Origin of the sequence: Lysobacter sp. GX 14042 (genome assembly GCF_021390425.1) — a bacterium.
In the GTDB taxonomy this organism is placed as follows: Bacteria; Pseudomonadota; Gammaproteobacteria; order Xanthomonadales; family Xanthomonadaceae; genus Novilysobacter.
Genome location: NZ_JAJUWY010000003.1, coordinates 173,903 through 189,813, shown reverse-complemented (window position 1 = coordinate 189,813; position 15,911 = coordinate 173,903). Strand labels below are relative to the sequence as shown.

Here is a 15,911-nt window from a genome sequence, read left to right as displayed (position 1 = left end):
CGCCACGGCTGAACACCGCGCCGCGTCAGCGTCCCCGCGCGCTGCGCAGGGCCCGCACCGCCCGGTCGTCGCCCGCAGCGCTGCGCGCGGCGATCCAGCTGAAGGCCACGATGCCGGCGACCACCACCGCGGCGCCCAGCAGCGAGCGCCCACTGGGCCAGGCTTCGCCCATCCACAGCACCCCGATCAAGGTGGCGAACAGGATCTCCGAACCCTGCATCGCCTCGGCGGCCGCCAGGGGAACCGGCTGGTCCCGCACCAGGCCGGTGGCCTGGAAGAACAGCACCGTGGCGATGATGCCCGCCCCCAGGGCGACGCCGGCGGTCAGCCACACCTGCTCCACCGGCGGTGGCCCCGCGGCCGCGCCGGCATACAGCGCCAGGGCGATCCACGCCGGCTGGCTGGCCAGGGTCAGACCGAACACGCGCTGGGTGGCATTGAGCGCCGGCACCTCGCCGGCGTGGCGCTCCAGGTGCAGCAGCAGCCCGCGGTTGCCCAGCGGATAGGCGAACGCGGCGACCGCGACCACCGCCAGTGCGACCCAGCCCTCGCGGCCGATCCCGCCGCCCTGGCCGGCCTGCATCAGCAGCACCCCGGCAACGATCACCAGGCCAACGACCAGGGCCGACAGGGGAATCTTCCGGCGCTCGTCGTCGTACAGCAGCGGCGCGCACAGCGTGCCGGCGACGACAGTCAGCTGGAACATGCCGGCCACCAGCCACGACGGCCCGCTCCCGGCGGCGTAGCTCAGGCCGATGTAGAACACTACGAAGCCGATCGTGCTCCACAGCAGCCACGCCCCCGGGTGGGCGCGGATCGCCCGCCACACCGGCCCGACCCCGCCCTGCCACCAGACCAGCGGCAGCATCAGCGGCAGGGTAATCAGGTAGCGCAGGCTCGCCGTCCACGCCCAGTGCCCGCCGACGTTGGCGGCGGCCCGGTTGAGCACGTAGCTGGAGGTGAAGAACAATGCCGAGGCCAGCGCCAGCGCGACGGCCACCAGCGCGGTGGTGCGGCGGTTCAAGCCAGGCCCCTCAACGGCGCCGGATCGGGATCGCCGTGACCGGCACCTGGACCTCGTCCACCCCGCCGACGCGGATCGGCGCGCCCGGCGGCGGCCCCCAGGCCTGGGCGTAGATCACTTCCCAGGTCACCGGCAGCGACCCGCCGGGCGCACGCATCGCCTCGTAGGCGCCTGCCGCCCGGGCGAAGCGTCCGGGGCCGGTCAGGCTGCGGCGGCGCGCGGCGAGCGCATTGGTCGCCCCCAGCGCCCGCAGGTGGCGCATCAGCGAAGCCAGGTCCGGCCGGCTGTCACGGAACACGTCGCGGTCGATCACCGGATCCCTGAAGCCGGCTTCGATCAGCGCATCGCCGAACTGGCCGATCTGCACGAAGGGGCTGACATGGGGCGCCTCGTCGGCAGCGGCGAAGGCCTGGCGCAGCTCGAACAGGGTGTCGTGGCCGAAGGTCGAGACCAGCAACATGCCGCCGGGCTTGAGCACCCGCCGGAAGCCGGCCAGCACGCCCGGCAGGTCTTCGACCCACTGCAGGCACAGGTTGGAGAACAGGACGTCGACGCTGCGATCGGCCAGCGGCAGCGCCCGGGCATCGGCGCACAGGGCGTGCGGACGCCGGACGAACGGGTTGAGCCTGTGCCCGCCCTGGCGGCGTACCGCGGCCAGCATGCCCGGGGCGGGATCGATGGCGACCACCCGGGCCTTGGGCCAGCGTGCCTGCAGCAGCGCGGTGCCCTGGCCGGGCCCGCTGCCCACGTCGACCACCAGTTCCGGCGCCGGGCGGGCCAAGGAAGGGTCGTCCAGGTAGTCCAGGGATTCCGCCAGGCGCGAACCCACCTCGCGCTCCAGGATCGCGGCGTCTTCGTAGGTGGAAGCCGCGCGGGACGAGGCGCGGCGGATCTGGCGGGTGTCGAACAGCGCGGGCATGGGCGGCATTGTCGCCCGAAGGCACGCCTACGGGGCTAGGCCTGCGGGCAGGTCGAGGGCACCGATGAAGGCGGCGACCTCCGCGGCGACCCGATCGGGGGCGCCGAGGAAGGGCGCGTGGCCGGCATTGTCGATCCGCACGCTGTGGGCGCCGGGCGCGAGCCGCGCGGCGGCGGTCATCGCAGCCGGCGGCACCAGGCGGTCGCGGCGGCCGGACAGCCACAGGCTGGGCACCCGCAGGCGGCCGAGCTCGTCGCGCATGTCCACCTGCTCCAGCAGCCGCAGCCCCTCCTGCAACACGTGGGGGGCGGGCTCGCCACGCTCGAAGGCCTGGGCCCGCAATCCACGCAGTTCGCGGGTGGCTTCGGGCGAGCCCAGGGCTTCCAGTGCCAGGAAGCCGTCCAGGGTCCCGCGGAAGTCACGGCCAAGCGCGTCGCCGAACTCGCGGAACAGGCTCGGCCGCACGCCGTGCGGCCAGTCCCGGCCCTGCACGAAGCGCGGCGAGGAGGCGACCATCACCAGCCCACGCACTTGGCCCGGATGGTCGAGCGCGGCACGCAGCGCGACCATCCCGCCCAGGGACCATCCCAGCCATACCGCACCCGGTAACCGCGCAGCCAGTTCACGCCCCAAGGCCGCCGGTTCCAGCGCGCGGTCATCGTTGCGGGCGTGGCCATGGCCGGGCAGGTCGACAAAATGCAGGGTGAACCGCCCCGCCAGCCGCGCCACAAGCGGCTCGAACAGTCCGGAATGCATCGCCCAGCCGTGCAGCAGGATCAGGGATGGACCGTGGCCACGGGTTTCGATATGCATTGCAGCTCCGGTGGGACCGCCGCGACGGCCGCCGCATGCGGGTGCTGACCGGCGCCAGGCCGCGCCAGCGGCGGACAGCATTCAAGGGGGTTTTCCGACTGTGCCCGGGCGACCGGCGCGGCAGTCTCGGAAGCATGCAAGAGGCTGTCAACCAGAGGGAACATGCATTCGGGATCCGCGAGCGGCTCGGCTTCTGGCTGCGCAACGACGCCGCCCGCCTGCTGTTCCCTTCGCGCTGCCTGGCCTGCGAAGCGCCCGGAGTGGAGGGCCTGGACCTGTGCCCCGTCTGCCTGGCGGCGCTGCCCTGGCAGCCGCGGGCATGCATCCGTTGCGCCCTGCCGCTGCCGCAACCTGCCGGCGACGACACCTGCGCGGCCTGCCTGACCGAGCCGCCGCCGCTGGCCGCCTGCCACGCCGCATGCCGCTACCAGGCGCCCCTGGACCGGCTGCTGCCCCGCTTCAAGTTCCACGGCGACCTGGCCGCCGGACGGCTGATGTCGCAGCTCATGGCGCGCGCTTTCGCCGGGCTGCCACGGCCGGCCGCGCTGGTACCCGTCCCGCTGCACCGCGCGCGGCTGCGCCAGCGTGGCTACGACCAGGCACTGGAGTTGGCAAAACCGCTGGCGGCGGTCCTGGAGGTGGACCTGCAGGCCGGCTTGCTGCGGCGCCAGCGCCACACCCGCGCGCAATCGACGCTGGACGCGGCATCGCGGCGGGAGAACCTGCTCGATGCCTTCGTCGTATCCGGCTCCGGCGGGCTGCCGGGCCACGTGGTGCTGGTCGACGACGTCATGACCACCGGGGCCACGCTGCACGCCGCCGCCGAAGCCCTGCTGGACGCAGGGGTGCGACGGGTCGACGCCTGGGTCTGCGGACGGGCGCTTTGAGGGGGTCAGCCGCGCAGGGCGAATTCCGCGGCGATGCCGGCGAAGACCGACATCCCCACCCAGTGGTTGTGCAGGAAGGCGCGGAAGCACGGCGCCCGCTCGCGTCCGCGGCAGATCCAGAACTCCCAGGCCACCAGCACCAGCGCCACGCCCAGACCGGCGCGATACGGCACCCCCAGTCCCGCCCGCTGGCCGACCAGCACCAGCGCGAGGAACACCAGCGCGTACAGCACGCCCTGGATCTGCAGGTCCAGGCGGCCGAACAGGATCGCGGTGGACTTGCCGCCGACCTTCAGGTCGTCCTCGCGGTCGACCATCGCATACCAGGTGTCATAGGCGGTCGACCAGACGATGTTGGCCACGTACAGCAGCCAGCCCACGGGAGGGATTTCCCCCAGCACCGCGGCGAAGGCCATCGGGATCGCCCAGCCAAAGGACATCCCCAGGTACACCTGCGGCAGGTGGGTGTAGCGCTTCAGATAGGGATAGGTCGCGGCCAGCAGCAGGCCGACGAAGCTGAGCAGCACCGTCAGCCGGTTCAGCGTCAGCACCAGCGCGAACGCCGCCAGCATCAGCAGCGCGAACAGCACCAGCGCCTCGCGTCCGGACACCTCGCCGGTGGCCAGCGGGCGGCCGCGGGTGCGCTCCACGTGCGGATCGAGCCAGCGGTCGGCGTAATCGTTGATCACGCAGCCCGCCGAACGCGTCAGCCAGACACCGGCGGTGAACACGAACCAGGTCCACGGCGCCGGCACTCCGCCGGAGGCGATCCACAACGCCCACCAGGTCGGCCACAACAGCAGCAGCCAGCCGATCGGACGGTCATTGCGGGTCAGGCGCCAATACGCATCCAGGCGCGACTTCCACGCCGGACGGACCGGCGCCTGCGAAGCGGGGGAGCTCATGGCCGCCATTATGGAGCACCGCGGCGAAGGGGCCGTATCGCGGGCGTGCAGCGCGCCCGCGTTTGCCGCTAGAATGCCGGTCCGCCCGGCGCAAGGCCGCGGCGGCCAGCGCGCCTGTAGCTCAGCCGGATAGAGTAGTGGCTTCCGAAGCCATTGGTCGGGGGTTCGAATCCCTCCAGGCGCGCCATTCAAGCTTCCCCGCTCGCCTCGACGGCCCGCTTTCTGGAATAATCCGCCCCTTGCGCCAGCCCGGTACCGCGGACCTGCGGGGCTATACTGGCGCGCGGCGCGGCGGCTGCCGCCAACACACAATGGCCATGCGCCCGGCCCTGGGCGCTGCAAAGGGTGGATCGTGCGCAACTACGACCTGGAATTCCTGAAGAAGTTCTCCGTCATGATCGGCTTCCTGGTGCTGCTGGCGCTGGGGCTGCTGATCGGCTCGTGGATGGTCCACAAGTCGCTGCCCACCGAGGTGCCCGACAGCATGGCCCGGCGCACCGAGATGCGCATCGCGCCGGCCGGCGCGGTCTACGCGGGCAGCACCGGCGCGGCGGCGCAGGCCGCGGCGGCTGCCGCGGCGGCGGCGGCGGCCACCGCCAACGTGGCCTACGACGGCACCCTCGACGGCTCGGTGATCTTCAACAACCTGTGTTCGGGCTGCCACTCCAGTGGCGCCGGCGGTGCCCCGACCATGGTCAGCGCCGACTGGACCGCACGCATCGCCCAGGGCGTGGACACCCTGCACCACCACGCCATCGAGGGCTTCACCGGCAGCGCCGGCGTGATGCCGCCCAAGGGCGGCAACCCGGCCCTGACCGACGAGCAGGTCATCGCCACCGTCGACTGGATGCTCGACAACCTCAACTGATCCCGCGCCATGCCGCGCCCGCATGACGCCGCCTCCGGGCGGCGTTGCCGTTCCCGGGCGCTTATCATGGCAAGCATGAGCAACCCCGTGTTCCCCGCCCAGGCCCTGCTCGACGAGGGCAAAACGGTCCCGGTCACCCTGCAGGGGCCGGCCGGCGACATCGAGGCCGCCGTCGAAGGACACGACCCGGATTGCCCGCGCCGCAACCTGGTGGCGGTGATCTGCCACCCGCTGCCCACCGAGGGCGGCACCATGCACAACAAGGTGGTCACCATGACCGCCCGCGCCCTGCAGCAGTGCGGCGCCACCACGGTGCGCTTCAACTTCCGCGGGGTCGGCGCTTCCGCGGGCAGCTGGGACGAGGGCAACGGCGAGGCCGACGACGTGCGCGCGGTGGTCGCCTGGGTGAGGGAGCAGCGCCCGGATGCCGAGTTGTGGCTGGCCGGCTTCAGCTTCGGCTCGGGAATGGCCTACAAGGTCTCGGCCGACGTGAAGCCGGGCGGGCTGATCATGATCGCGCCGCCGGCCGGCCGCTCCAGCTACGGCTTCGAGGACATCGCGCCGTTCGACGGCCCCTGGCTGGTGATCCAGGGCGAGGCCGACGAGGTGGTCGATCCGCAGAAGGTCTACGCCTGGGTCGACTCGCTGCCGCGGCGCCCCGAGCTGGTCCGGATCCCCGACAGCAGCCACTTCTTCCACCGCAAGCTGATCGACCTGCGCGGTGCGGTGAAGAACGGCGTACGCCCGTGGCTGCCACCGCCGGTGGACGGCAACGATGCCTGAAGCCGCCGATGCGGCACTGCCGGGCCAGCGTTATGCGCAGGGCGTCGCCCGCGGCGACTGGAACGACGACCCCGCGCAACACCGGGCCCTGGCCGAGCTCGACCGGCTGCACGCCGCCCTGATCGCCCTCGACCCGCGCGGCCTGCTCGACCGCCTGCGCGGGCGACCGGCGCCGGCGCCCCAGGGGCTGTACCTGTGGGGTGGGGTCGGCCGCGGCAAGACCTTCCTGATCGACCTGTTCTTCGACGGCCTGCCGATCAGTGCCAAGCGCCGGACCCATTTCCACCGCTTCATGCGCGAGATCCACGCCCGGCTGCGCGGGCACGCCGGCGAGTCCGATCCGCTGCGGACCATCGCCCGCGAGTGGCGCGACGAGCTGCGGGTGCTGGTGCTGGACGAGTTCTTCGTCCATGACATCGGCGATGCGATGCTGCTCGGGCGGCTGCTCGAGCACCTGTTCGCCGAAGGCGTCGCACTGGTCACCACGTCCAACATCGAGCCTTCCGGCCTGTTCAGGGACGGGCTGCAGCGCGAGCGTTTCCTGCCGGCGATCGCGCTGATCGAGCAACACTGCCGGGTGCTCCACCTGGACAGCGACACCGACTACCGCCTGCGCGCGCTGACCGGCTCGCCGGTGTACCGCTCGCCGCTGGACGAGGAGGCCGATGCCTGGCTTGCCGGCCGCTGGGCCGAGCTGACCGCCGGCGCGGCGCGCCAGCGCGGGCCGCTGGTGATCGAGGCGCGGCCGATCCCGGTGCGCGGGCTCGCCGACGGCCATGCCTGGTTCGATTTCGGTGCCATCTGCGACGGCCCGCGGTCGGTCGCCGACTACATCGAGATCGCCACCGAATTCCACACCGTGCTGGTCGGCGACATCCCGCTGTTCGACGGCAACAACGACGATCCGGCACGCCGTTTCGTGCACCTGGTCGATGAGCTCTACGACCGCCAGGTCAACCTGGTCTGCACCGCCGCCGCCACGCCCACGCACCTGTACCGCGGCCGCAGGTTGCTGGGCGCTTTCGACCGCACCGCCTCGCGACTGATCGAGATGCGCTCGGCGGAGTACCTGGCGCTCGACCACCGCTGCTGAGCAAGCACACGCGGCTTCCACATTGCCGTGGCGACAGTCCGGACATGAATACGGACGCGCCGCCCTCATTGCAGATCCACCAGCACCTGGATTTCCAGCGCCGCTTCCGCGTGGTGCGGATGGTGGGCGTGGGCCTGATGGTCCTGCTGCTGGCGGGGGCGCTCAGCGGCCTGCTCGGCGACGGCGGCCCGCTGAGCCGGGCACACGTGGACTCCGGACCGCTGCGGGTCGAGCACCCCCGCTTCGCGCAGCGCCATGCCCGGGTTCCGGTGCAGGTGCAGCTGGACCCGGCTCCGGGCGGCGCACCGCTGGTGCTGGTGCTGCAGGGTCCGCTGGTCGGGGAGGTCGACATCGACCACGTCACGCCCCAGCCCGAGCAGGTCCGGCACAGCGCCGGCTCGATCGAATGCCACTTCGCCGAGGGCACCGCGGCCGTCGCATTGCAGCTGGAGCCCGACGGGATCGGCCGCCTGGAGGCGACGGTGCGCGCGGTCGCCGCGGATGGCGGCCGCGGCGAGGCGGTACCACTCCGGCTTTTTGTCTATCCCTGAGGAGACCCCATGGAAGCGGTGCTGCGTGCGGCGGTGATCTACCTGTTCCTGATGGTGGTGTTCCGCGTCGGCGGTCGCCGGACGCTGGCGCAGATGACCGCGTTCGACATGATCCTGCTGCTGCTGATCAGCGAGGCGGTGTCGAACGCCCTCGCCAGCGGCAACCCGTCGCTGACCCACGCCTTCATCCTGGTCGTCACCCTGGTGCTGATGGAACTGGGCTTCGCCTGGCTCAAGGGGCGCTCGGATGTCGCCAGCCGGCTGCTCGACGACGTGCCCCTGATACTGGTCGAGAACGGCACGCCGCTGACCGGACGCATGGACAAGGCGCGGGTGGAAGAGGACGACATCCTGGAGGCGGCCCGGGGCCTGCACGGGCTGGAGAACATGCGGCAGGTGAAGTACGCGGTGCTGGAGCGGGACGGATCGATTTCGGTGATACCGGAGTCGTCGCGGTGAGCGCTGGTGGAGCCGCGCGTGCGCGGGCATGACCGCGGAACGGGGCGATAATGGCGGCATGTCCAGCTCCGACCTCCCGCTCGGCCGCCAGGTCGACTACCCGCGCCGGTACGACGCCTCGCTGCTGTTTCCGATCCCGCGCAGTACCGGGCGCGCCAGCCTCGGGCTGGAGGACGGCGCCCTGCCGTTCACCGGCCATGACCGCTGGCACGCCTATGAACTGGGCTGGCTGGACGGACGCGGCAAGCCGGTGGTGGAGACCGCCACCATCCTCGTGCCGGCCGATTCGCCGGACCTGGTGGAATCCAAGTCGCTCAAGCTGTACCTGAATTCCTTCAACGCCACCCGCTTCGCCAGCGCGCGGGAGGTGCTCGCGCGTATCACCACCGACCTGTCGACCGCGGCCGGAGCGCCGGTACAGGTCGCCTTCGGCCTCCCTGCCTTCGACGCGGCGCCGGCGGGCACCTGCATCGATGCTCTGGACGTCGCCATCGGCAGCTACGGCCCGCCGGACGCCGGCCTGCTGTCGGCCGACCACGCCACGCTGGTCGAGGAGACGCTCACCAGCGCGCTGCTCAAGTCGAACTGCCCGGTCACCGGCCAGCCGGACTGGGCGCGGGTGTCGATCGCCTACCGCGGGCCGCGGCTGGACCGCGCCGGGCTGCTGCGCTACCTGGTGTCCTTCCGCGACCACTGCGGCTTCCACGAGCAATGCGTGGAACAGGTCTTCACCGACCTGGGCCGCGTCGCTGCCCCGCAGTGGCTGTCGGTCGAGGCGCGCTATACCCGCCGCGGCGGCCTGGACATCAATCCCTGGCGGGCGACGCCCGGGACCTCGGCTCCTGCCGCCGGGCGCGACCTGCGCCAGTAGCCGCACCTTCACCACGGCGCGATGTTCCATTAACAAACCCGCTGCCATCGTGGTCGCCAGCCCCAGGGCAGGAGACCCCGATGATCAGTACCCGTGACAACAAGCCCGATTTTTCGGGAGTGCGATCGAGCACTGACAGCAGCGCCCCGCGCAGCGCGGGACAGGGCAAGGCCGACTTCTCCAGGGTGAGCAGCCGCACCGACAGCAGCGCCGAGCAGGTCGGCGAACCGGCCACCCAGACCTACGTGGTCCAGCGCGGCGACACCCTGTCGCACATCGCCCAGCACTTCTACGGCAAGGCCAGTGGCTGGCGGGAAATCTACGAGGCCAACCGTGACCAGCTCGACGACCCCGACCGGATCCAGTCCGGGCAGGTGTTGAAGATTCCGCAGATCAGTCCAGAGCGTTGAGCCGCCCGGACCCCCACGTTCCAAGGAGCACCCGATGACCCTCAAGCCCCTTCACCTGACCCTGGCCGCGGCACTGGCGGCCACCGCACTGGCGGGCTGCAACCGCGACGCCAACCGCGACCACGCCGGTGAACTGCCGCCGGCGACAGCCCCCGCGGCCACCAGCCCGATGACCCCGCCCGACACCGGCATGCCGCCGGCGACCCGGGCCCCGGAAACCGCGGTGAACGTCACTTCGGTAACGCTGGGTACGAGGGCCGGAGCGGACCGCTCGATCAGCAACCCGACCACCACCTTCGCCGCCGGCGACCCGGTCGTGGTTTCGGTCCGGACCGACGGTGCGGCCAGCAACGTCGAGCTCGGCGCCCGTCTGGTGTACCAGGACGGCCAGGTGGCCGGCGAAGAGCGCCAGACGCTCAACACCACCGGTTCGGAAACCACCAACATCACCTTCAACAACGCCAACGACTGGCCCGCCGGCACCTACACGGTCGAGGTCACGGTCGACGGCGCGCGCGCCGATTCCACCAGCTTCACGGTGCGGTAGGACCTTCTCTCTCCCGCCCTGGGCGGGCATGCGGGGCGCGGGTGGGTCCGCGCCCCTTTTTTTGCGCAGCGCCCGCTACCATGCGGACTCCCAAGCGCCGGAGGCTGCATGAGCACATCCCGTTACCTGGACGATGCCGCCATCGAGCGCCTGGCCGACCTGCTCGACCAGCGCGCGGTCCCGCATCGCGGCTTCAACCTCGAGGCACTCGACGGCTACCTGTCCGCGCTGGCGGTCAGCCCGGGCGAACCCCTGCCGCTGGAACAGTGGCAGCCGGCGGTCTGGGGCACCCCGCCACGCTGGGACGACGACGCCGAGCGCGCCGACATCGAGCAGCTGCTGGCCAGCCACCACGCCATGGCCAGCGCCCGCGTGCGCCACGACGGCGACAGCCTGCCCGACCACCTCGCCCCGCTGCTGTGGCTGCCCACCGACGAGGAAGCCGATGAGCAGGACGACCTGGATGAGCTCGATGTCGGGCGCGACTGGGCCCTGGGCTTCTTCACCGCGGTCGAACTGCGCGAGATGGAATGGGAACAATGGCTGGACGACCATGACTGGATCGACCATGCCTTCGAACTGCTCGACCGCCTCGCCAGCGGCGAGATCATGGCCGAGGACCCGACCGCCGAAGGCACCCCCATCGGATACAGGGAGCGGCTGGAGATCGTCGCCCGGCTGCCGGACATCCTTGGCGACCTCAACCACCACCGGGTACAGGCGATGACCCCGCGCGAACCGCTGCGCCAGGAAGCCGCGCCCGGCCGCAACGATCCGTGCTCCTGCGGCAGCGGCAAGAAGTACAAGAAGTGTTGCGGGGCGGACTGAACGACGGCGCCAGTGCCATGCCCGAACACCCCTGCCTGACCTGCGGCGCCTGCTGCGCCCACTTCCGTGTCGCCTTCCACTGGTCCGAGACCGAGCCCTTCATGGGTGGGAACACGCCCGCGGACCTTACCGCGAAGCTGGATCCCCACCGCGTGGCCATGCGTGGCACGCGTGGCGGGCCCAGCCCGCGCTGCATCGCGCTGGAAGGCGAAGTCGGCACCGCTGCCAGTTGCGGCATCTACGAGCGGCGGCCCTCGCCCTGCCGGGCGCTGCAGCCCGCCTGGGAGAGCGGCCAGCCCAGCCCGCAATGCGACCGCGCACGGGCCGCGCATGGGCTGGCGCCACTGACGCCGGGAACCTGGAACGACCCGCACGGGCCGGGCTGGTCGCCGTTGCCAAGGAGTGCCTGAAGCGGGCGGTGCGACGCGCCGCCCGCAAGAGGGGAGCGGTTGCGCCCTGCGTCGCCGCGACCAGGCGGTAGAATCGCCCGCAGAGAGGACGACCTCCCCCATCGCGGGCGCACACGACCGGGACGGCCCGGCCCCATGACAGGAGGGCCACATGGCCTGGATCTCCCTTTTCATCGCCGGGCTGTTCGAAGTCGTCTGGGCGTTCTCGATGAAGCAATCCGCCGGGTTCACCCGCCCCGTCCCCACGGCGGTCACCCTCGTGGCCATGATCGTGAGCTTCGTGCTGCTGGCCTGGTCGATGCGCACCCTCCCCCTGGGCACCGCCTACACGATCTGGACCGGCATCGGCGCGGTGGGTGCCTTCGTGGTCGGGGCCGCCGTGCTGGGCGAGCCACTCACCCCGATGCGGGTGACCGCCGCGGTGCTGATCGTGTCCGGTCTGGTGCTGATGAAGCTGTCGTCCTGAGCCCCGCCCCCAAGGGCGCGGGGCATCACAGCAGCTTCGTCCCCAGTGGCGCCTCGCGGTCGGGGACGCACAGCACGACCTCACCGTTCGCGTTGTGGAAGCCAGTCACCAGGCACTCCGACATCAGCGGCCCGATCTGCTTCTTCGGGAAGTTCACGACCCCCACCACCTGGCGGCCGACGAGTTCCTCCGGCGTGTAAAGCGCGGTGATCTGCGCACTCGACTTGCGGACGCCGATCTCCGGACCGAAGTCGACCTGCAGGATGTAGGCCGGTTTGCGTGCCTCCGGGAACGGTTCGACGCGGAGGACGCGGCCGACGCGCAGCTCGACGCGGCTGAAGTCCTCCCAGCCGATTTCCTGCATGTTCATCCGCGCGCACCGGCTTCGAGCACCAGCCCGACGACCACCAACGCCATGCCGGCCAGCGTCGCGATCCGCGCATGCGGGTCCACCGGCAGCGGCTGTCCTTCGCCGTCAACCGGGCGGCCAAAGCCGTTGCGGGTGGCCCCGTAGGCGATCAGTGCGAAACCGGCGCCGGCGAGCAGGTCATCCAGCGCCCACCCGGAGAACACGAACCGGAACAGGTTCAGGCCGGCGAGGATGACCGCCAGCCAGAAGAAGACCTTTGCGCCCGTGGTGTGCACCGCTGACTTGCTCATTCCTGCTCCTCACCGCTCAGCCCTGCGCTGACGTTCCGTAAGTTCTCGAGGGATTGTCGACGATCTCCGCCGCCAGAACACCGGTCAGGACCGAACAGTTCGTCCCTGCGGCTTGTGTCCCCGGCCACTGCGGAGTTCTTTTTGCCCAACCGCTCCCACGGCGCGACAATGGCCGGCCCACCTTCCCGCGCGCCCGCTCCCGGCGCGCATCCTTCGGAGGCTCCATGTCCCAGTCCCCACGGATCATCTACACCCTCACCGACGAAGCGCCGCTCCTGGCCACCCAGTCGCTGCTGCCGATCGTCGAGGCCTTCGTGGAGACCGCGGGGGTCGAGGTGGAAACCCGCGACATCTCGCTGGCCGCGCGCATCCTGGCGCAGTTCCCGGACGTGCTGCCGGACGACAGGCGGGTATCGGACGACCTGGCCGAGCTCGGCGAGCTGGCGAAGACGCCCGAGGCCAACATCATCAAGCTGCCGAACATCTCCGCCTCGGTACCGCAGCTGAAGGCCGCCATCAAGGAGTTGCAGGCCCAGGGCTACCCGCTGCCGGACTACCCGGAGGAGCCGAAGGATGACGCCGGGCGCGACGCCAAGGCGCGCTACGACCGGGTCAAGGGCAGCGCGGTCAACCCGGTGCTGCGCGAGGGCAACTCCGACCGCCGGGCGCCGGCCGCGGTCAAGCAGTTCGCCCGCAAGCACCCGCACCGCATGGCGGCCTGGTCGGCCGACAGCCGGTCGCACGTCGCGCACATGGACGGCGGCGACTTCTACGGCAGCGAGCAGTCGCTCACCGTCGATGCCGCCGGGAACGTACGCATCGAACTGCTGGGCACGGATGGCGTCACCACGGTGCTCAAGGACAAGACCGCCCTGATGGAGGGCGAGGTGATCGACGCCGCGGTGATGGACACCCGCCGGCTGGCGCAGTTCATCGACACCCAGATCGAGGACGCGAAGGCCACCGGCGTGCTGTTCTCGCTGCACCTGAAGGCGACGATGATGAAGGTGTCCGACCCGGTCATCTTCGGCGTGGCGGTCAACCGCTTCTACGCCCCGGTGCTGGCCAAGTACGACCGCGAGCTGATGGAAGCCGGCTTCGACGCCAACAACGGCATCGGCGACCTGTACGCGCGCCTGGACCAGCTGCCCGCCGAACTGGCCGCGAGCATCCGCGCCGACATCGACGCGCTGTATGCCGAACGCCCGGCGCTGGCGATGGTCAACTCCGACAAGGGCATCACCAACCTGCACGTGCCCAGCGACGTGATCGTCGATGCCTCGATGCCGGCGATGATCCGCGACGGCGGCCGGATGTGGAATCCGGAGGGCGAGCTGCAGGACGCCAAGGCGATCATCCCGGACCGCAGCTACGCCGGCATCTACCAGGCGGTGATCGAGGACTGCAAGGCGAACGGCGCCTTCGACCCGGCGACCATGGGCAGCGTGCCCAACGTTGGCCTGATGGCGCAGAAGGCCGAGGAGTACGGCAGCCACGACAAGACCTTCCGCGCTCCACGCGACGGCACCATCCGCGTGGTCGACGAGGCCGGCAAGGTGCTGCTGCAGCAGCCGGTGCAGGCCGGCGACCTGTTCCGCATGTGCCAGACCAAGGACGCGCCGGTGCGCGACTGGGTGAAGCTGGCGGTCAACCGCGCCCGGTTGAGCAACACCCCGGCGGTGTTCTGGCTCGACCCGCAGCGCGCGCACGACACCCAGCTGATCGAAAAGGTCGAGGCCTACCTCAAGGACCACGACACCGACGGCCTGGACATCCGCATCCTGTCGCCGGCCGAGGCGATGGCGTTTTCGCTGGAGCGCATCCGCCGCGGCGAGGACACCATCTCGGTCACCGGCAACGTGCTGCGCGACTACCTGACCGACCTGTTCCCGATCATGGAGCTGGGCACCAGCGCCAAGATGCTCTCGATCGTGCCGCTGATGGCCGGCGGCGGGCTGTTCGAGACCGGCGCCGGCGGCAGCGCGCCCAAGCACGTGCAGCAGTTCCAGGCCGAGGACTACCTGCGCTGGGATTCGCTGGGCGAGTTCCTGGCGCTGGGCGCCTCGCTCGAGCACCTGGCGCAGACCACCGGCAACGCCAGGGCCCGGGTGCTGGCCGACACGCTGGATACGGCGAACGCGCGGATCCTCGACGAGAACCGCTCGCCCACCCGCAAGCTGGGCGGCATCGACAACCGCGGCAGCCACTTCTACCTGGCGCTGTACTGGGCCGAAGCGCTGGCGGCGCAGGACGAGGACGCGGAACTGAAGGCGCGGTTCGCCCCACTGGCCCAGGCGCTGGCCGGCAACGAGCAGAAGATCGTCGGCGAGCTGGTCGCGGTGCAGGGGCAGGAGGTCGGGCTGGGCGGGTACTACCACCCGGACGTGCAGAAGCTGGCCAGTGCGATGCGGCCGTCGGCGACGTTCAACCAGGCGCTGGCCGCGCTGTGATTGCCCCGCTGGCCGTCAGTCGCGGATGAAGCCGCTCCTGCGGGTCGAGCGTTCGCCGGCCCGCCGGCGCAGCCACTCTTCCGCTTCCTGGCGCAGCTCCGGGCGGGCTGGCGAGAAGTGCGGCAGCAGCAGCCGCACCCAAGCTTCCTGCGCGCGCCTTGCCTCCCCGGGGCAATAGCGCGCGCGGGAGACCGGTAGGTCGCCGCTTTCAACGATGGCGGCGAAGCGCTGCGGATCCGAGCCGTACAGCAGGCATTGCAGGTTGAAGTAGCGCTGCAACCCGAGTGAGTGGGTGTCGGCGTAGGCATCCAGCGAGAACCCGCCCTCGTCGTCGGCCTGCTCCTCGACCCGGGTCAGGAACCAGTGCGCGGCCATGCGCAGGTTGTCGACCGCCTGGCGCCGCGACTCGCCCTCCTCGCCGATGTGCTGCATCAGCGAGGTCGCGAACTGGTCGACCGCGTCCTCCTGCCGGCCGGTCACCGGCAGGTCCAGCAGGTCGATCAGCGCATGCCCGGTCTCGTGCGAGGCGATGAAACGCAGGTTGGCCCAGACATAGTCCTCGGCCGCCTCGACCGCATCCACGCCGGTGATGCCCAGCACTTCCGCGCGCTCCCCACCCTGGCGATACAGCACCGTGAGCATCTCGTAGCACAGCACCACGTTGGCGCGGCGCGGGTCATAGAACGCGTCCGCCTCGCCGCACTCGGCGGCGATGTAGGTCACCGGCCCGGGCAGCACCAGCAGGCCGTCCAGCCAGTGCAGTTCGGGCAGGCGGCGCAGCAGGTCCAGGCTTTCCATGCGTGCATGGACCGGCTCGAGGTCCGGGGAGCGCGGTGGCAGGTAGGCATAGCGGAAGTTCCCGGCGGGAGTCACCGCCCGGACCCGCGTGTCCGCCGCCGACGACGGCACGTCCGCGCTCCGCGCGGCGGCGGGCGCAAACGCGGCCATTGCCAGTCCGGCCAGAAGC

Annotated in this window: 20 protein-coding genes and 1 tRNA gene; 14 read left to right on the top strand and 7 right to left on the bottom strand. The window is 71.1% G+C overall.

The genetic code is table 11. From position 1 onward, the window contains the following. Window positions 1-25: 25 nt before the first annotated feature. The 3 genes from LY625_RS07115 to bioH are packed head-to-tail and all read right to left on the bottom strand — an operon-like array spanning window position 26 to window position 2,756. Window positions 26-1,024: a multidrug resistance efflux transporter family protein gene (locus LY625_RS07115; protein WP_233738954.1), complete on the bottom strand. Its 999-nt coding sequence runs from the start codon at window positions 1,022-1,024 to the stop codon at window positions 26-28. Window positions 1,025-1,034: 10 nt separating this feature from the next. Continuing rightward, window positions 1,035-1,943, bottom strand: coding sequence for a malonyl-ACP O-methyltransferase (locus tag LY625_RS07110; protein ID WP_233738952.1), 909 nt, complete (start codon window positions 1,941-1,943; stop codon window positions 1,035-1,037). A 27-nt stretch (window positions 1,944-1,970) separates the two neighbouring features. Next, window positions 1,971-2,756, bottom strand: coding sequence for a pimeloyl-ACP methyl ester esterase BioH (gene bioH, locus LY625_RS07105; RefSeq protein ID WP_233738950.1), 786 nt, complete (start codon window positions 2,754-2,756; stop codon window positions 1,971-1,973). Between the two features lie 134 nt (window positions 2,757-2,890). Between bioH and LY625_RS07100 the strand changes: the two genes are divergently transcribed. Continuing rightward, window positions 2,891-3,643, top strand: coding sequence for a ComF family protein (locus LY625_RS07100; RefSeq protein WP_233738948.1), 753 nt, complete (start codon window positions 2,891-2,893; stop codon window positions 3,641-3,643). A gap of 5 nt (window positions 3,644-3,648) precedes the next feature. Here the strand turns inward: LY625_RS07100 and ubiA are convergent, their stop codons facing one another. Further along, on the bottom strand, window positions 3,649-4,548 hold the full coding sequence (gene ubiA / locus LY625_RS07095; protein ID WP_233738946.1) for a 4-hydroxybenzoate octaprenyltransferase: 900 nt from the start codon (window positions 4,546-4,548) through the stop codon (window positions 3,649-3,651). 110 nt (window positions 4,549-4,658) lie between these two features. Between ubiA and LY625_RS07090 the strand changes: the two genes are divergently transcribed. From LY625_RS07090 to LY625_RS07035, 12 genes are all read left to right on the top strand, one after another. Further along, window positions 4,659-4,735 (top strand) — tRNA-Arg (locus LY625_RS07090). Window positions 4,736-4,900: 165 nt separating this feature from the next. After that, a complete protein-coding gene (locus tag LY625_RS07085) occupies window positions 4,901-5,416 on the top strand; it encodes a c-type cytochrome (RefSeq protein WP_233738944.1) in 516 nt (171 codons plus the stop codon). Window positions 5,417-5,491: 75 nt separating this feature from the next. Then, window positions 5,492-6,199: an alpha/beta fold hydrolase gene (locus LY625_RS07080; protein WP_233738943.1), complete on the top strand. Its 708-nt coding sequence runs from the start codon at window positions 5,492-5,494 to the stop codon at window positions 6,197-6,199. Next, complete coding sequence (zapE, locus tag LY625_RS07075; protein WP_233738941.1) at window positions 6,192-7,292, top strand: cell division protein ZapE; 1,101 nt, start codon at window positions 6,192-6,194, stop codon at window positions 7,290-7,292. The genes LY625_RS07080 and zapE overlap by 8 nt, the downstream gene beginning before the upstream one ends. A 44-nt stretch (window positions 7,293-7,336) precedes the next feature. Then, a complete protein-coding gene (locus LY625_RS07070) occupies window positions 7,337-7,843 on the top strand; it encodes a hypothetical protein (RefSeq protein WP_233738940.1) in 507 nt (168 codons plus the stop codon). 9 nt (window positions 7,844-7,852) lie between these two features. After that, window positions 7,853-8,302 (top strand): YetF domain-containing protein, encoded by a 450-nt coding sequence (locus tag LY625_RS07065; protein WP_233738938.1) that lies wholly within the window; start codon window positions 7,853-7,855, stop codon window positions 8,300-8,302. Between the two features lie 58 nt (window positions 8,303-8,360). After that, the gene (gene queF / locus LY625_RS07060; RefSeq protein ID WP_233738936.1) at window positions 8,361-9,173 is read left to right on the top strand and encodes an NADPH-dependent 7-cyano-7-deazaguanine reductase QueF; all 813 of its coding nucleotides are present in this window, start codon (window positions 8,361-8,363) and stop codon (window positions 9,171-9,173) included. Between the two features lie 80 nt (window positions 9,174-9,253). After that, entirely contained in the window at window positions 9,254-9,583 is a 330-nt protein-coding gene (locus LY625_RS07055) for a LysM peptidoglycan-binding domain-containing protein (RefSeq protein ID WP_233738934.1), read from the top strand. Between the two features lie 34 nt (window positions 9,584-9,617). Then, a complete protein-coding gene (locus LY625_RS07050) occupies window positions 9,618-10,130 on the top strand; it encodes a hypothetical protein (RefSeq protein ID WP_233738923.1) in 513 nt (170 codons plus the stop codon). 108 nt (window positions 10,131-10,238) lie between these two features. Beyond that, the gene (locus tag LY625_RS07045) at window positions 10,239-10,958 is read left to right on the top strand and encodes a UPF0149 family protein (protein ID WP_233738921.1); all 720 of its coding nucleotides are present in this window, start codon (window positions 10,239-10,241) and stop codon (window positions 10,956-10,958) included. Window positions 10,959-10,975: 17 nt separating this feature from the next. Further along, on the top strand, window positions 10,976-11,368 hold the full coding sequence (locus LY625_RS07040; protein WP_233738919.1) for a YkgJ family cysteine cluster protein: 393 nt from the start codon (window positions 10,976-10,978) through the stop codon (window positions 11,366-11,368). A 151-nt stretch (window positions 11,369-11,519) separates the two neighbouring features. Next, complete coding sequence (locus LY625_RS07035; protein WP_233738917.1) at window positions 11,520-11,834, top strand: multidrug efflux SMR transporter; 315 nt, start codon at window positions 11,520-11,522, stop codon at window positions 11,832-11,834. Between the two features lie 25 nt (window positions 11,835-11,859). On the opposite strand, the gene LY625_RS07030 is transcribed toward LY625_RS07035, so the two are convergent. Next, on the bottom strand, window positions 11,860-12,198 hold the full coding sequence (locus tag LY625_RS07030) for a tRNA-binding protein (RefSeq protein ID WP_233739085.1): 339 nt from the start codon (window positions 12,196-12,198) through the stop codon (window positions 11,860-11,862). 2 nt (window positions 12,199-12,200) lie between these two features. Beyond that, on the bottom strand, window positions 12,201-12,494 hold the full coding sequence (locus tag LY625_RS07025) for a hypothetical protein (protein WP_233738915.1): 294 nt from the start codon (window positions 12,492-12,494) through the stop codon (window positions 12,201-12,203). Between the two features lie 224 nt (window positions 12,495-12,718). Here LY625_RS07025 and LY625_RS07020 point away from each other — a divergent pair, with 224 nt between their 5' ends. Next, on the top strand, window positions 12,719-14,944 hold the full coding sequence (locus LY625_RS07020) for an NADP-dependent isocitrate dehydrogenase (protein ID WP_233738913.1): 2,226 nt from the start codon (window positions 12,719-12,721) through the stop codon (window positions 14,942-14,944). Between the two features lie 15 nt (window positions 14,945-14,959). On the opposite strand, the gene LY625_RS07015 is transcribed toward LY625_RS07020, so the two are convergent. Next, window positions 14,960-15,892: a DUF4344 domain-containing metallopeptidase gene (locus LY625_RS07015; protein WP_233738911.1), complete on the bottom strand. Its 933-nt coding sequence runs from the start codon at window positions 15,890-15,892 to the stop codon at window positions 14,960-14,962. Window positions 15,893-15,911 lie beyond the last annotated feature (19 nt).

Coding starts and splice junctions, on each gene's coding strand:
- LY625_RS07110 (WP_233738952.1), bottom strand. CDS start 1,943: ATGCCCGCGCTGTTCGACACCCGCCAGATCCGCCGCGCCTCGTCCCGC.
- bioH (WP_233738950.1), bottom strand. CDS start 2,756: ATGCATATCGAAACCCGTGGCCACGGTCCATCCCTGATCCTGCTGCAC.
- LY625_RS07100 (WP_233738948.1), top strand. CDS start 2,891: ATGCAAGAGGCTGTCAACCAGAGGGAACATGCATTCGGGATCCGCGAG.
- ubiA (WP_233738946.1), bottom strand. CDS start 4,548: ATGAGCTCCCCCGCTTCGCAGGCGCCGGTCCGTCCGGCGTGGAAGTCG.
- LY625_RS07080 (WP_233738943.1), top strand. CDS start 5,492: ATGAGCAACCCCGTGTTCCCCGCCCAGGCCCTGCTCGACGAGGGCAAA.
- zapE (WP_233738941.1), top strand. CDS start 6,192: ATGCCTGAAGCCGCCGATGCGGCACTGCCGGGCCAGCGTTATGCGCAG.
- LY625_RS07070 (WP_233738940.1), top strand. CDS start 7,337: ATGAATACGGACGCGCCGCCCTCATTGCAGATCCACCAGCACCTGGAT.
- LY625_RS07065 (WP_233738938.1), top strand. CDS start 7,853: ATGGAAGCGGTGCTGCGTGCGGCGGTGATCTACCTGTTCCTGATGGTG.
- queF (WP_233738936.1), top strand. CDS start 8,361: ATGTCCAGCTCCGACCTCCCGCTCGGCCGCCAGGTCGACTACCCGCGC.
- LY625_RS07055 (WP_233738934.1), top strand. CDS start 9,254: ATGATCAGTACCCGTGACAACAAGCCCGATTTTTCGGGAGTGCGATCG.
- LY625_RS07050 (WP_233738923.1), top strand. CDS start 9,618: ATGACCCTCAAGCCCCTTCACCTGACCCTGGCCGCGGCACTGGCGGCC.
- LY625_RS07045 (WP_233738921.1), top strand. CDS start 10,239: ATGAGCACATCCCGTTACCTGGACGATGCCGCCATCGAGCGCCTGGCC.
- LY625_RS07040 (WP_233738919.1), top strand. CDS start 10,976: ATGCCCGAACACCCCTGCCTGACCTGCGGCGCCTGCTGCGCCCACTTC.
- LY625_RS07035 (WP_233738917.1), top strand. CDS start 11,520: ATGGCCTGGATCTCCCTTTTCATCGCCGGGCTGTTCGAAGTCGTCTGG.
- LY625_RS07030 (WP_233739085.1), bottom strand. CDS start 12,198: ATGCAGGAAATCGGCTGGGAGGACTTCAGCCGCGTCGAGCTGCGCGTC.
- LY625_RS07025 (WP_233738915.1), bottom strand. CDS start 12,494: ATGAGCAAGTCAGCGGTGCACACCACGGGCGCAAAGGTCTTCTTCTGG.
- LY625_RS07020 (WP_233738913.1), top strand. CDS start 12,719: ATGTCCCAGTCCCCACGGATCATCTACACCCTCACCGACGAAGCGCCG.
- LY625_RS07015 (WP_233738911.1), bottom strand. CDS start 15,892: ATGGCCGCGTTTGCGCCCGCCGCCGCGCGGAGCGCGGACGTGCCGTCG.